The 13,732-nt window shown below is 62.2% G+C and carries 14 protein-coding genes; 2 read left to right on the forward strand and 12 right to left on the reverse strand.

Features of this window, described 5'->3' with window-relative positions:
* Window positions 1–5: 5 nt before the first annotated feature.
* The 8 genes from fabF to AC56LH_RS10790 form a co-directional block, all read right to left on the reverse strand.
* Window positions 6–1,253, reverse strand: coding sequence for a beta-ketoacyl-ACP synthase II (fabF, locus tag AC56LH_RS10755; protein ID WP_183558217.1), 1,248 nt, complete (start codon window positions 1,251–1,253; stop codon window positions 6–8).
* A 42-nt stretch (window positions 1,254–1,295) separates the two neighbouring features.
* Complete coding sequence (acpP, locus tag AC56LH_RS10760) at window positions 1,296–1,535, reverse strand: acyl carrier protein (RefSeq protein ID WP_020653257.1); 240 nt, start codon at window positions 1,533–1,535, stop codon at window positions 1,296–1,298.
* A gap of 212 nt (window positions 1,536–1,747) precedes the next feature.
* Window positions 1,748–2,485 (reverse strand): 3-oxoacyl-ACP reductase FabG, encoded by a 738-nt coding sequence (gene fabG / locus AC56LH_RS10765; RefSeq protein WP_499454611.1) that lies wholly within the window; start codon window positions 2,483–2,485, stop codon window positions 1,748–1,750.
* 39 nt (window positions 2,486–2,524) lie between these two features.
* Window positions 2,525–3,460 (reverse strand): ACP S-malonyltransferase, encoded by a 936-nt coding sequence (fabD, locus tag AC56LH_RS10770; protein WP_499645935.1) that lies wholly within the window; start codon window positions 3,458–3,460, stop codon window positions 2,525–2,527.
* A gap of 67 nt (window positions 3,461–3,527) precedes the next feature.
* Window positions 3,528–4,514, reverse strand: a complete 987-nt coding sequence (locus AC56LH_RS10775) for a beta-ketoacyl-ACP synthase III (RefSeq protein ID WP_308638720.1) — start codon at window positions 4,512–4,514, stop codon at window positions 3,528–3,530.
* A gap of 19 nt (window positions 4,515–4,533) precedes the next feature.
* Window positions 4,534–5,604: a phosphate acyltransferase PlsX gene (plsX, locus tag AC56LH_RS10780; RefSeq protein WP_499645936.1), complete on the reverse strand. Its 1,071-nt coding sequence runs from the start codon at window positions 5,602–5,604 to the stop codon at window positions 4,534–4,536.
* Between the two features lie 212 nt (window positions 5,605–5,816).
* Window positions 5,817–5,999, reverse strand: coding sequence for a 50S ribosomal protein L32 (gene rpmF / locus AC56LH_RS10785; RefSeq protein WP_028104096.1), 183 nt, complete (start codon window positions 5,997–5,999; stop codon window positions 5,817–5,819).
* Window positions 6,000–6,249: 250 nt separating this feature from the next.
* On the reverse strand, window positions 6,250–6,747 hold the full coding sequence (locus tag AC56LH_RS10790; protein ID WP_499645937.1) for a YceD family protein: 498 nt from the start codon (window positions 6,745–6,747) through the stop codon (window positions 6,250–6,252).
* A 96-nt stretch (window positions 6,748–6,843) separates the two neighbouring features.
* Between AC56LH_RS10790 and AC56LH_RS10795 the strand changes: the two genes are divergently transcribed.
* Window positions 6,844–7,458, forward strand: coding sequence for a Maf-like protein (locus AC56LH_RS10795; protein ID WP_499645938.1), 615 nt, complete (start codon window positions 6,844–6,846; stop codon window positions 7,456–7,458).
* 20 nt (window positions 7,459–7,478) lie between these two features.
* Window positions 7,479–8,228: an SAM-dependent methyltransferase gene (locus tag AC56LH_RS10800; protein ID WP_499645939.1), complete on the forward strand. Its 750-nt coding sequence runs from the start codon at window positions 7,479–7,481 to the stop codon at window positions 8,226–8,228.
* A gap of 14 nt (window positions 8,229–8,242) precedes the next feature.
* On the opposite strand, the gene AC56LH_RS10805 is transcribed toward AC56LH_RS10800, so the two are convergent.
* The 4 genes from AC56LH_RS10805 to aceA all read right to left on the reverse strand — a co-directional run bounded on the left by AC56LH_RS10805 (window position 8,243) and on the right by aceA (window position 13,480).
* The gene (locus AC56LH_RS10805; RefSeq protein ID WP_183558195.1) at window positions 8,243–9,511 is read right to left on the reverse strand and encodes an EAL and HDOD domain-containing protein; all 1,269 of its coding nucleotides are present in this window, start codon (window positions 9,509–9,511) and stop codon (window positions 8,243–8,245) included.
* Window positions 9,512–9,636: 125 nt separating this feature from the next.
* Window positions 9,637–10,938, reverse strand: a complete 1,302-nt coding sequence (locus AC56LH_RS10810) for a 23S rRNA (adenine(2030)-N(6))-methyltransferase RlmJ (protein WP_499645940.1) — start codon at window positions 10,936–10,938, stop codon at window positions 9,637–9,639.
* Between the two features lie 129 nt (window positions 10,939–11,067).
* On the reverse strand, window positions 11,068–12,036 hold the full coding sequence (locus tag AC56LH_RS10815; protein ID WP_499645941.1) for an IS1595 family transposase: 969 nt from the start codon (window positions 12,034–12,036) through the stop codon (window positions 11,068–11,070).
* Between the two features lie 145 nt (window positions 12,037–12,181).
* The gene (aceA, locus tag AC56LH_RS10820; RefSeq protein WP_499645942.1) at window positions 12,182–13,480 is read right to left on the reverse strand and encodes an isocitrate lyase; all 1,299 of its coding nucleotides are present in this window, start codon (window positions 13,478–13,480) and stop codon (window positions 12,182–12,184) included.
* Between the last annotated feature and the right edge of the window lie 252 nt (window positions 13,481–13,732).

Below are 13,732 nucleotides of genomic sequence, written 5' to 3' on the forward strand. Positions count from 1 at the left end.
CAGGTTCAGATTTTCGCGAAAACGAGCGTACCGTTGGTACCGCCGAAACCGAACGAGTTCTTTACCGCGTAATCGATCTTCATCTCACGCGCCGTGTTGGCGCAGAAGTCCAAGTCGCACTCGGGATCCTGGTTGAAGATGTTGATCGTTGGCGGCGAGATCTGGTTATGGATCGCCAGCACCGTGAACACCGATTCCAGGCCGCCTGCGCCACCGAGCAGGTGACCGGTCATCGACTTGGTCGAATTCACGACAATCTTCTTGGCATGGTCACCAAACACGCGCTTGATGCCACGCACTTCTGCCGCATCGCCCAATGGCGTCGAGGTGCCGTGCGCATTCACGTACTGCACCTGGTCGGCATTGATGCCAGCGTTGTTGAGGGCATTGACCATGCAACGTGCCGCGCCACTGCCATCCTCGACCGGCGAGGTGATGTGGTTGGCGTCCGCGCTCATGCCGAAGCCGATGACTTCAGCATAGATGCGGGCGCCGCGCGCGACAGCGTGTTCATACTCTTCGACGACCATGACACCGGCGCCCTCGCCCAGCACGAAGCCGTCGCGGTCGCGGTCCCAGGGACGCGAGGCCGTGGCCGGATCATCGTTGCGGGTCGACAGCGCGCGTGCCGAGGCGAAACCGCCCAGGCCCAGTGGAGACACGGTCGACTCGGCGCCGCCCGCGATCATCACGTCGGCGTCGCCGTATTCGATCAGGCGCGCTGCCGCGCCGATACTGTGCAGGCCGGTGGTGCAAGCGGTAACGATGGCCAGGTTCGGACCACGCAGGCCGAACTTGATCGAGAGATCGCCCGAGATCATGTTGATGATCGAGGCTGGCACGAAGAATGGCGAAATACGGCGTGCGCCGCGGTTCGTGTATTCCTCTTTGGTGGCTTCGATCAGCGGCAAGCCGCCGATGCCGGAGCCGATCACCACGCCAATGCGGTCCGCATTGTCTTCGGTGACAACCAGACCCGAATCCTGCAGGGCCTGGATCCCGGCTGCCATACCGTAATGGATAAAGCTATCCATATGGCGGCCTTCTTTGCCCGGCAGGTAATCCTCGACGACGAAGTTCTTTACTTCACCAGCGAAGTGGGTCGTGAATTGCGACGCATCAAACTTGGTGATGGCGGCAATACCCGACTTGCCAGCCAGCGCTGCATCCCACGCTTCGGTAACGGTGTTACCGATTGGTGAAATGCAACCCAGGCCAGTGACGACGACACGGCGGTTGCGTGAACGACTCAAGCGATTCTCCCAAAAACTGTAAAGCGACTACTCAGACCCGATTCAGGCTTTGACGTGCGCGGTAGCGTAGTCGATGGCTTGCTTGACGGTGGTGATCTTCTCAGCCTGTTCGTCAGGGATTTCCATTTCGAACTCATCTTCCAGAGCCATCACCAGCTCGACGGTGTCCAGCGAGTCAGCACCGAGGTCGTCAACGAACGAGGATTCGATTTTGATGTCTGCTTCAGCAACACCCAGTTGCTCAGCGACGATTTTTTTAACGCGTTGTTCGATATCCGACATGTTGTAGCTCCATTAAGGTATGTGTTGCGGAAAGTGCGCGCATTTTATCAGGTTTGCGACCTGAAAAACTATTTTCGGCGACTGCGCCTAACTCGCCGGAAAGTCCTGCTAAAAGTCGGGATTGCACCGATATCGTCCTGTTCAAACAGGGCCAATCACCGTGCAATCCTTCCCTCTATTGCTACTGTTTTCTTACTTGATGCTTAATATACTTAATTCATGTACATGCCGCCGTTCACGTGCAGCTCGGTGCCCGTGATGTAGGCCGCTTGCGGCCCGGCCAGGAACGCCACCGCATGGGCAATGTCTTCCGGCTGGCCCAGGCGGCCCAGCGGAATCTGGGTCAGCAGTGCAGCGTGCTGGTCGTCGCCCAGCGACTTGGTCATGTCGGTATCGATGAAGCCCGGCGCGACGCAATTGACGGTGATGTTGCGGCTGCCGATTTCGCGCGCCAGCGCGCGGGTCATGCCGGCCACGCCGGCCTTGGCCGCCGCGTAATTCATCTGGCCCGGATTGCCCGAGGCGCCCACCACCGACGTGATGTTGATGATGCGGCCTGCCTTGGCCTTCATCATCCCGCGCAGCACCAGGCGCGACAGGCGGCCGACGGCGGTCAGGTTGGTGGCGATCACGCCATCCCACTCTTCGTCTTTCATGCGCATGGCCAGGTTATCCTGGGTGATGCCGGCATTGTTTACGAGGATCGACAGGCTGCCGAACTCCTTCTGCACATCCGCCACGACGGCCGTGCAGCGTTCGCTGTCGAGCACGTTCAGGACAACACCCTTGCCGCCAAATGGCGCCAGGTAGTCCGAGATCGCCTGCGCGCCGGCATCGCTGGTGGCGGTGCCGACGACTTTCGCGCCCTGGCGGGCCAGTTCGAGAGCGATGGCCTTGCCGATGCCGCGCGATGCGCCGCTGATCAGGGCGACTTGGTTTTCCAGATTCATGGTGGTCCTCTTGTTGGGGTTAGTGGTGCTGCGCCGGCGTTACGCGTTGAACGTGTCCAGCACGCGTTCGAGCGCGGCCTGGTCGACCAGCGCGTCGCCGACCAGCGCCGGATCGATCCGCTTGGCCATGCCCACCAGCGTCTTGCTCGGTGCGCATTCAATGACCTGCGTGACGCCGTCCTGCGCCATCTTCTGCATCGTCTCGACCCAGCGCACCGGACCTGCGGCCTGACGCACCAGCGCATCCTTGATCTGCTCCGGATCATTCAACACGACGACATCGACGTTGTTGATGACGGGGATCTGCGGCACGGCAAAGGTCAGCGTGCGCATGTACTCGCGCAGACGGTCCGATGCGGGTTTCAGCAGCGACGAGTGGAACGGCGCCGAGACCGACAGCTTCATGGCGCGCTTGGCACCCTTGGCCTTGGCGATCTCGCAGGCACGCTCGACCGCCGCCGTGTGGCCGGCGATCACGATCTGGGTCGGTTCGTTGAAGTTGACCGCTTCGACGACCTCGCCCTGCGCGGCTTCGGCGCAGACGGCGCGCACGTCGTCGGCTTGCAGGCCTAGAATGACGGCCATGCCGCCCTGCCCGACCGGCACCGCGTCCTGCATCGACTGCGCGCGAAAGCGCACCAGCGGCACGGCGTCGGCAAACTGGATCACGCCGGCGGCGACCAGCGCCGAGTATTCGCCGAGGCTGTGGCCGGCAACGACGGACGGTAGCGGGCCACCGGCAGCGATCCAGGCGCGGTACACGGCCACGGCGGCGGTCAGCATGGCCGGCTGGGTGTTGGTGGTGAGATCGAGGTCTTCTTTCGGGCCGTCGGCGATCAGGCGTTGCAGATCAAAGCCGAGGGCGTCGGAAGCTTCCTGCACGGTCTGATCGACAACCGGGTTGCCGGCGAAACCGTTCAGCATGCCCACTGCCTGGGCGCCTTGTCCGGTAAACAGGAATGCGAAGTTGCTCATCGTGATAGTTCCGTAGTAATTGGTTCTTGGGAGTGCCGCCAGTGAGTGCGACGCGGTGTTCGACTCGTTACATGCGCGCCAGCACGGCGCCCCATGTAAAGCCGCCGCCCACGCCTTCCATCAGCACGTTCTGGCCCGGCTGGATGCGGCCATCGCGCACCGCCTGATCGAGTGCCAGCGGGATCGAGGCGGCTGAGGTATTGCCGTGCTCGTTGACGGTGACGACCATTTTTTCCAGCGGCAGGCCGAGCTTCTTGGCAGTGCCGTTCATGATGCGGATATTGGCCTGGTGCGGCACCAGCCAGTCGATCTGGTCCGGCGTGACGCCGGCGGTATCGAGCACTTCGTGCGCAACCTTCTCGAGCACCGACACGGCCAGCTTGAACACGGCCGGGCCGTCCATGTGCAGGAAACCGCTGCCGGCAACGGCGCCGCCCGCCAGGTTGCCCGGAATCGACAGGATGTCGGCGTGACTGCCGTCGGCGTGCAGCTTGGTGGCCAGGATACCCGGCTCGTTCGACACTTCCAGCAGCACGGCGCCGGCGCCATCGCCGAACAGCACGCAGGTGCCTCGGTCATTGAAGTCGACGATGCGCGAGAAAATTTCGGAGCCGATCACGAGCACGCGCTTGTGGTTGCCGGCGCGGATGAACGCGTCGGCGGTCGACAGCGCATAGACGAAGCCGCTGCAGACCGCCTGCACGTCGAAGGCGGCGCTGCCATTGGCCATCCCCAGCTTTTGCTGGACGATGCAGGCCGTGCTCGGGAAGCTGCCGTGAAAGTCGGGAGTGGAACTGGCGACGATGACGAGGTCGATGTCGCCCGCCTCGCGGCCGGCCATCTCGAGCGCGCGGCGCGCGGCGTGCACGGCCAGGTCGGATGAAAGCTCATCGGCGGCGGCGAAGTGGCGCGCCTCGATGCCGCTGCGGGTAACGATCCATTCGTGCGACGTTTCGACACCTTGCGCAGCCAGCCGCGTGGCCAGCGCTTCATTGGTGACACGGTTGGCCGGCAGGTAGCTGCCGGTGCCGGTGATTTTGCTGTACAGGGTCATTGCTTCACCATCCGCTCGGTTATTGCGCCTGGCGCTCGATCGTGGACACGGGCTCGAGCACCGGCATGGGCGCTTCGGCAGCGCCCGTTGAATTCGGCATCAGCTCGGTAATTAGTGCCGACAACTGTTCTTGCACATTATTGTGCGCGGCCTCGTAGGCACGCTTGATCGCCCATTCGAACGAATAGGCGGTCGCGCCGCCGTGGCTCTTGAACACCAGGCCCTTCAGGCCCAGCAGACCGGCGCCATTGTAGCGCTCGGGATTGAGTTTCTTCAGGGCCTTGCGTGCGAACACGGCGCCGACCATCGACATGATGTCGGCCTTGAACGTCGTTTTCATGAAGCGCGACAGGCCTTCGATCGCCTTGAGCATCACGTTGCCGACGAAACCGTCGCAGACGACGACGTCGACGGTGCCCTTGAAGATGTCATTGCCTTCGACGTTGCCGTAGAAATTGAGCTTGCCGCGGGCAGCATCGTCGCGCAGCAACACACCGGTGGCCTTGACCACCTCGTTGCCCTTGATGTCTTCGGTGCCCACATTGAGCAGGCCAATGGTCGGGCGGGGAATGCCTTCGATCGCCGAGCACAGCACCGAGCCCATGATCGCGAACTGGTGCAGGTGATGCGGTTCGCAATCGACGTTCGCGCCAAGGTCGAGGATGTAGGTCGGGCCGTTCTTCTGGTTGGGCATGATCGAGCAGATCGCCGGACGGTCGACGCCGGGCATCGTCTTGAGCACGTAGCGCGAGACGGCCATCAGGGCGCCGGTGTTGCCGGCCGAGACGCAGGCATTGGCGCTGCCGTCTTTCACCAGCTCGATCGCCACGCGCATCGACGAATCCTTCTTGCGGCGCAGGGCCACCTCGATCGGATCGTCCATCGCGACAACTTCGGTCGCGTTCTTGATCGTGAGACGCGGCAATTTGTCGCCGTGGTGTTTCTTGAGTTCTGCGCGCAGCACCTCTTCGACGCCCACGAGCACGAGCTCGGCGTCAGCCTGCTTCTTGAGGAACGAGATTGCTGCCGGAATAGTTACTGACGGGCCGTGATCGCCACCCATGCAGTCAATGGAAATTTTTATGGTCATGTATTGGGGATGCCGCGGCTCACACAGGACTGGCGGCCAGATGGGATCGATTCGTCGCCAGGAGGCGCACAGGATCCGCGCTGCTCAACATGACGGGGCGAAATGCATGCCCGTGATGCCAACAATGCCTGAGCAGATGCCAAAGAAAAAGCGGCGCCACGCAGATAACATACGTTGCGCCGCTTTCATGGTTCTAAAAGCCAGGACGTCGATTACTCGTCGTTTTTGGTCTTCAGAACTTTGCGACCACGGTAGAAACCGTTAGGGCTGATGTGGTGACGCAGGTGCGTTTCGCCGGTGGTTGGCTCGACTGCCAGGTTTGGTGCAACCAGGAAGTCGTGCGAACGGTGCATACCGCGCTTCGATGGGGATTTTTTATTCTGCTGAACAGCCATGATAACTCCTAATACTAAGTTCTAAAATTTTAACACATTCGACGTGCAACGATTTGCGCATCGAGTATCCCAGCAGCAATCTTCAAGGATGTCCCCCGGGATTGCCGACACGTTTCCGTCTACTTCTACTACCAATGCCATACTCGAGCGCTGCACGCGTCTGACACATTCTTTGCAAATTTTGGGCGACATTCTTTCTACGCTGCCGCCACCGTACTGCGAAACCGATCCTGCTGTATTTGGTACTACATCATTCTGTCTTGAGATTCTTGAGGCCGGCAAATGGCGACGGCTTCTCGTTCTTCAGGCTGTCCAGCAGCTTGTTTTCTGGGCAGACATCGTGCTTCGGCGACTGTGGCAACGCCAGCAGCGCTTCGTCTTCGAGCAACTGACGAATATCGCAGGTATGGCTGCCAACGATCACATCGATGCTGTCATCGTCGAGAACGATCTCGATGGCATCGGCTTCTTCGTCATCCTTGCCCAGCACCAGCATGGTCGACGAATCGATCTCGTAATCCATGGGTTGCAGGCAACGCTGGCATTCCAGCTTCACGTGACCGGCGACCTCGAGGGTCAGCGACGGATAACCGTGACGGGTTTGACCACCTTGCATCGTCCAGCGGATGTCACCGCCTTTTTCGGAACTCTCTTCGGCCAGCCGGGTCATCTCGACCAGGGGCGTGCTGCCTTCACGAAAACCATCGCTCTTGCAAAACTCGAAGGCATCAATAATGAAAGCGCTCATTTAGAAAGTCGTCCCGGAAAACCTGCGATAATAGCAGGCTTTTCACCGCAGCGCCATGAAACTGTGGCTTCGCTGCCGATTTATCCCGAGGGCCGCATGCTACCAAGTTCCACCCCGCCCCGCCTGATTCTCGCCTCGGGCTCGGCCTACCGGCGCGAATTGCTGGGCCGGCTCGGCCTGCCATTCGAGGCCATCGCACCGGATCTCGATGAAACCCCGCTGCCAGGCGAAACGCCGCCGGCAACCGCGCTGCGCCTGGCGCGCGCCAAGGCCGAGGCCGTGGCAAAGCTGCATCCGGGTGCGCTCGTGATCGGCTCCGACCAAGTCGCCACACTCGACAATCTGCAGATCGGCAAGCCGGGCGACCATGCGCGCGCGCTGGCGCAGCTGCAATTGATGCGGGGCCGTGAAGTCGTGTTCCATACGGCCCTGTGCCTGTGGGACGGACGCGCCCCCATCCCCGCCGATGCTGTCCAGGTCGAGAATGTGCAGGTCCGCGTGCGCTTTCGCGACCTGCCAGACGCCGAACTGGACGCCTACCTGCGCATCGAACAGCCGTACGATTGCGCCGGCAGCGCCAAGAACGAAGGCCTGGGCATTGCCTTGATCGACCACATCCACTCGCTTGATCCGACCGCCCTCACCGGCCTGCCGCTCATCGCCCTGACCGGCATGCTGCGGCGCGCCGGCGTGCGCTTCTTCGGCACCTGACCACTTACCTGAAACGACCCATGCCCGGCACCCTGTACTTGATTCCCAATACCCTCGGCCCACTCGACGCCGCGCCCGGCTGCCTGAACGGCCTGCTGCCGACGCAGGTGCAGGCAATGACCAGCTCGCTCGATTATTTTGTGGCCGAAAACGCCAAGACCGCGCGCGCGTTCCTCAAACTGATCGCCATCGACCATCCGCTGGCCAAGCCGCTGCAGGAAATCGAGATCGCCGAACTAAACGTGAACACGCCAGCCGCCGCGCTGACGCAATTGCTGGCGCCGTTGCTGGCGGGGCGCGATGCGGGCCTGGTGTCAGAGGCAGGCGTACCAGCGGTGGCCGATCCCGGCGCCGACCTCGTGCGCCTGGCGCATCAGCACGGGATCGCCGTGCGGCCACTGGTCGGCCCGTCGTCGCTGCTGCTGGCCGTCATGGCCAGCGGCCTGAACGGCCAGAGTTTCGCCTTCAATGGTTACCTGCCGACCGATGCGGCGCTGCGCACGAAACGCATCCGTGAGCTGGAAACCCGTTCACGGGGCGAGCGCCAGACGCAGCTGTTCATCGAGACGCCGTATCGCAATGGCGCAATGCTCGAGGCGCTGGTGGCTGGTTGCCAGCCGGGCACGCTGGTGTGTGTGGCCACCGACCTGTCGTTGCCGAGCGAGTCGGTACGCACGATGACGGCGGCGAAATGGAAGGCGGCGTTAGGGACGGACAAGGGGCCGGACTTCCACAAGAAGCCGACCGTATTCCTGCTGCTGGGTCAATAAAGAATCAGCCGGACTCAGCGCACGTCGTGCGTCAGCTCGCGGACCCAGTCGAACGCTGCCAGTTCGATCTCGCGTACCTCGGGCACCGTCAGCCCGATCTTCTTGAGTTCGGCATTGAGCTTGCGGCCGCCAACGGCCGTTTCGAGCAGCTCGGCGATGCGCAGCATCGTACCGAAGTCGCCATCGCGGTCGATCAGCGCGTCACGCACGTCATGCGCAACCTCGACATGCACGAGGATGTCGGCCATGCGCACCGAGAACAGCGCTTCGGCCAGCGACATGATGCCGACGGTAAAGGCGCGGTCGGCGCTGGCCGTGTCGCCGGGGCGCACGCGCAGCGTCATCAGTTCGAGCAGCTTGCCGCGCGTGGTGGCCAGTTGCAGCAACGGCGAGTGCAGCGAGACTTGCGCGCCTGCGGCCGTGTAGAGCAGGATCTGCAGCCAGCGGCCCAGTTGACGGCGCCCCAGCACGGCGAGCGCCTGTGACAGCGATTCGATGCGCGGACCCGGCACCGCGCGGCTGTTGACCAGCCGCAGCAGGTTCAGGCTGACCAGCGCGTCGCGCTTGACGGCCGTCTCGATGGTCTGGTTGTCGGCGTTGGAATTGACGAGCTCCAGCAAGCGCAGCAACACGACTTCGGTCGGGGCGATCTTGCGGCCGCTGAGGATCACCGGTCGCGCAAAGTAATAGCCCTGGAAGTATTCGAAACCGAGTTCCATACACAGCTTGAACTCTTCGATCGTCTCGACTTTTTCAGCCAGCAGGCGCTTGCCGGTCTTTTTCAGCGACGCGACCAGACCGCCCAGCGCGTCCGGGGCCACGCCCTTGATATCGACCTTGATGATGTCGATCAGCGAAATCAGCTGATCGAGTTCGGGCGAATGTTCGATGACGTCGTCCACGGCGAACTTGAAGCCGAGGTTTTTGAGTTCGTCCACCCGCGCCAGCAACTCCGGCGTGGGTTTGACGGTTTCCAGGATTTCGAGAATGACCTTGTGCGGCTGCAGGAAGCGCACGAAATCGCTCATCAGGACGACGGCGTCGACATTCACAAAAGCCAGCTGATCGCCCACCACCTGCTCCATGCCGAGCTGGGAAGCATGCGAAATGACAGCCGCCGTCGCGGCGGCGCCGTCAGTCAGCTTGGCGTCTTCGTCCTCGCCGGCAGCACGAAACAGCAGTTCGAACGCCAGCAATTGCTGGTCGCGCCCGAGAATGGGTTGCCGTGCGAGGAAAAAATCGTCAGACGGCACCAAGACCGCTGCCGTTGCATCAGCATGCATTGAAATATTACTCCTGGAAACTGTCGCGGCAGATCGCGGCGCGCTGGCGGCACGCACCCGCGAACCATCAGCACCGACTATACTACAAAAACATCAATCTTAGCATTTCGACATCAAATCGAACGCTAGCTGCGACCGCCGCCCTGGCGGGTGCGACCGGTGCGCGGTGCATCTGGCGTCGCCGGGCGATCGCCACCGGTGCGGGGCGCACGCGGCGTGGCCGGCGCCCCGTCGCGCGCAGCAGGAGCACGTGGCGCCGCGCTCCGTGGCGTCGTCGAGCGCGGTGCAGCGCTCGGCCGACCCGCATCCTGCGTCGGACGGCCTGTGCCCTGCGTAGGACGGCCCGCGCCGGTGGCGGTACCCGTACGCGATGGCTTGACCGGCGCTGCCGGTTCGTCGCCTTCGCGCGGCATCACCTGGCCCGGCAGGCGCAGACTGCCCTTGCCCGACAGCGGGCTGGCGCGGCGCGCATTGCCGATCGGCTGGCGCGGCATGCCGGCGGCGCCATCGGTGCGGCTGGCGCTGCGACCGAGGGCGGTACCCGTGACCTGGGTGCCCTTTTCGATCGTGAAGCGTGCGCCGGCGTCCTTGCCCAGCACGCGCACCAGGTACGGCAGCACTTCGCGCAGGATCGGCTCGAGCGTGTATGGCGGGTTCAGGATGAACATGCCGGAGCTGTGCAGGCCGGTGCCGTCCGGGGTCGGCGTCTGGATCGTCAGTGTGACGTTCAGCCATTCCTTGGCCGGCACGCGCTTGAGGCGATCGGCGAACTGGCGCGATTCCATGCGCTGCAGCACCGGATACCAGACGGCGTAGATGCCGCTCGGGAAGCGCAGCAGCGCGTCGTCAAGTGCTTCTTTTACACGCTTGTAGTCATCCTTGACTTCGTACGGCGGATCGATCAGCACCAGCGCGCGGCGCGACGGTGGCGGCAGCAGGGCCTTCATGCTGTCGAAGCCGTCGCCCCGGTCGATCATCACGCGGCGGCCGCGCGAGCGCTCGCCCTGCTCGGCCTTGTGGGCGTCGAGCTTGCGGAAGTTATCGGCCAGGATCTTGCAATCGGCCGGGTGCAGCTCGAACAGGCGCAGGCGGTCCTGCTCACGCGCCATCTGCTCGGCGACATATGGCGAGCCCGGGTAATAGCGCATCTTGCCGCTGGGGTTCATGCCCTTGATCAGATCGAGGTATTCCTTGAGGGGTGCCGGAACGTCAGTGAGCGCCCACAACGGGCCGATGCCGGTATCGAATTCGGCGGTCTTGGTCGACTGAAAACTGTCGAGTGCGTACACGCCGGCGCCCGAGTGGGTATCGATATAGGTATAGGCGGCATCCTTCTGGTTCATGTACTGGTGCAATTGCACCTGGATGAAGTGCTTGAGGACATCGGCGTGGTTACCCGCGTGGAAGGCGTGGCGGTAGCTCAACATAAGCTGGAATTCCTAAAAGTGACGTTGCCGCGCGAAACTGGCGGCGATATTAGGCGCCATTATCCACTACAACCGGGCCCGGCTGGGAATCGGTGCGATCTGCGGTCGACATAAAAGGCGCAGTCAGCGTTATCTATTGATGACTGTGATAGCGATACTAAGCAATTGTTCTGGCGAAGTAACCCGCTCACCATCCAGTGCCCAGCGCCAGCCGAGGTAGTTGGGCAGGTAGCGCGATGCCACGCCACGAAAGCCCTGTAGCCAGGCCTTGAAACGTTGATGGTAGGCGTTCACGTTCTGCACATGGATGGCAAGGCTGCCCAGACGCCTCGCTCGCACACCGGCGCGCACATTGACCGCCTCGTGCGCGATCCTGTGCTTGCGTGCAAAGGCGCGGTAAGCGGGATGGCCGTCACTGACCAGCAAGGCCTGCCGATCCAGCCTGGGCAGCAAGTCACGGTCGAGTTGCGCAGCCGTGAGCGCTCCGCGGCCGGTCACGGCATCAATGGTGCGCCCCTCGCGGTCGCGCGCGACCAGGATGCAGTCAAGTTCATCGGAAATGCCCCGCTTGGCAGCGCGGCCGCCCCGGCGGCGCGGTGGCCGATCGATCGTGCGCGAACCTTTTTGTGACTCGATCAGAAATGTTTCGTCAGCTTCGACAATGCCGTTGAGCGCTGCGGGTCGATCGAGTTTGACCCAGTGCAGGAAGCGGTGGCGCCATCGAAAGGCCGTGTTGCGGTGTACCTCGATGCGGTCTGCAGCCTTGCGCACGGGCAGTGAATCGAGCAGTGCCTGCGAATACGCGAGCCATTTGGCCTTGAGCCTGAGCCGCGCCAGTGGCGTACCGGTGAGGTCGTTAAAGGTGCGCCCGCAAGCGCAGCATCGGTAGCGCTGCAAGTCGTTGGCGAACCCGTGCCGATAGCAGCGCTCGTTGCCGCATCTGGGGCAGCAGCGGCTTGGCGCTCTGGCCTCGGTAATTAGCGCAACCACCTGATCGAGCCCGGCGGCAGGATGCAGGGCATCGAGCACTTGCCGCCGCTGCGGTTGGTTCAGCGAAGGCAGTTTTGCGAACCAACCTTTAAAACGTGGCGCTTTCATGATCGACTCCTGACGCTGGCGACAGGGGTTGGACCACTGGACTGCTCGTCTGTTCAAAGCTAGTCTCTATTTAACGCTGACTGCGCCACATAAAAAAAGCCGCAACCCTCGTGAGGTTGCGGCCAGTGCACCACCAATGTGCTTGTCAGGCGACTTTCTTTTCTTCGAAGAACTGCTCGTCCTCTGTGGAGCCGTGCAGCGCCGTGGTCGAGCTCTGGCCCTGCTGGATGGCTTGGGTCACGGCGTCGAAGTAGCCGGTGCCCACTTCGCGCTGGTGCTTGACGGCCGTGAACCCTTTTTCGGCAGCGGCGAATTCGGCCTCTTGCAGCTCGACGAAGGCCGACATGCCGGTGCGGGCGTAACCATGGGCCAGGTTGAACATGCCGTAATTGAGCGAGTGGAAGCCGGCCAGCGTGATGAACTGGAACTTGTAGCCCATCGCGCCCAGCTCGCGCTGGAACTTGGCAATGGTCGCGTCGTCCAGGTTCTTTTTCCAGTTGAACGACGGCGAGCAGTTATAGGCCAGCATCTTGCCCGGGAACTTGGCGTGGATCGCATCGGCAAAGCGGCGCGCAAACTCGAGGTCGGGCTTACCGGTTTCGCACCAGACCAGGTCGGCAAACGGCGCATAGGCCAGGCCGCGCGAAATCGCTTGCTCGACGCCCGGCTGGACGCGGAAGAAGCCCTCGACCGTGCGCTCGCCGGTGCAGAATTCCTGGTCATTGGCGTCGATGTCCGACGTGAGCAGGTCGGCCGCTTCGGCGTCCGTGCGGGCGATGACGAGCGTCGTGGTGCCCATCACGTCGGCCGCCAGGCGGGCTGCGTTGAGTTTCTCGATGGCTTCGCGGGTCGGCACCAGCACCTTGCCGCCCATGTGGCCGCATTTCTTGACCGAGGCCAGTTGATCTTCGAAGTGCACGCCCGATGCGCCGGCTTCGATCATCGACTTCATCAGCTCGTAGGCATTGAGCACGCCGCCAAAACCGGCTTCGGCATCGGCCACGATCGGGGCGAAGTAATCGATGTCATCCTTGCCTTCCGACCATTGGATCTGGTCAGCGCGCTGGAACGTGTTGTTGATGCGGCGCACGACCAGCGGCACCGAGTTGGCCGGATACAGCGACTGGTCCGGATACATTTCGCCAGCGGCGTTGGCGTCGCCCGCCACTTGCCAGCCCGACAGGTAGATCGCCTTCAGGCCCGCTTTTACCTGCTGCATGGCCTGGTTGCCGGTCAGCGCGCCCAGGGCGTTCACGTACGGCTCATCATTGACCAGGTTCCACAGCTTCTCGGCGCCGCGCTTGGCCAGCGTGTGCTCGATGCGCACCGAGCCACGCAGACGGACGACGTCGGCGGCCGTGTAATTGCGCACGACACCTTTCCAGCGTGGATTGGTGTCCCAGTCTTGCTGCAGTTCGGCGATTTGCTGTTCACGGGTAGTCATGGTGTGTTCTCCTGAAGGGTGGTAAGACGTTTGATCAACTTTGCGAATCCGTTGAGACAATCATATAGCCGTTTGTGCGCGGCACCATCAGTCTTCTATAAGACATACGACTGAAATAATTACCATCAATATCAATGACTTGGACTTTGCATATCATGATACGAAATGAAATTTCTCACGATGGTAAGGAATTGCATCGCTGGCATGCTGCGCATTCCGCATTGCACGACGATCATTTCGCATCCTGAAATA

The organism is Telluria sp. LT1R51-2, from assembly GCF_059685775.1.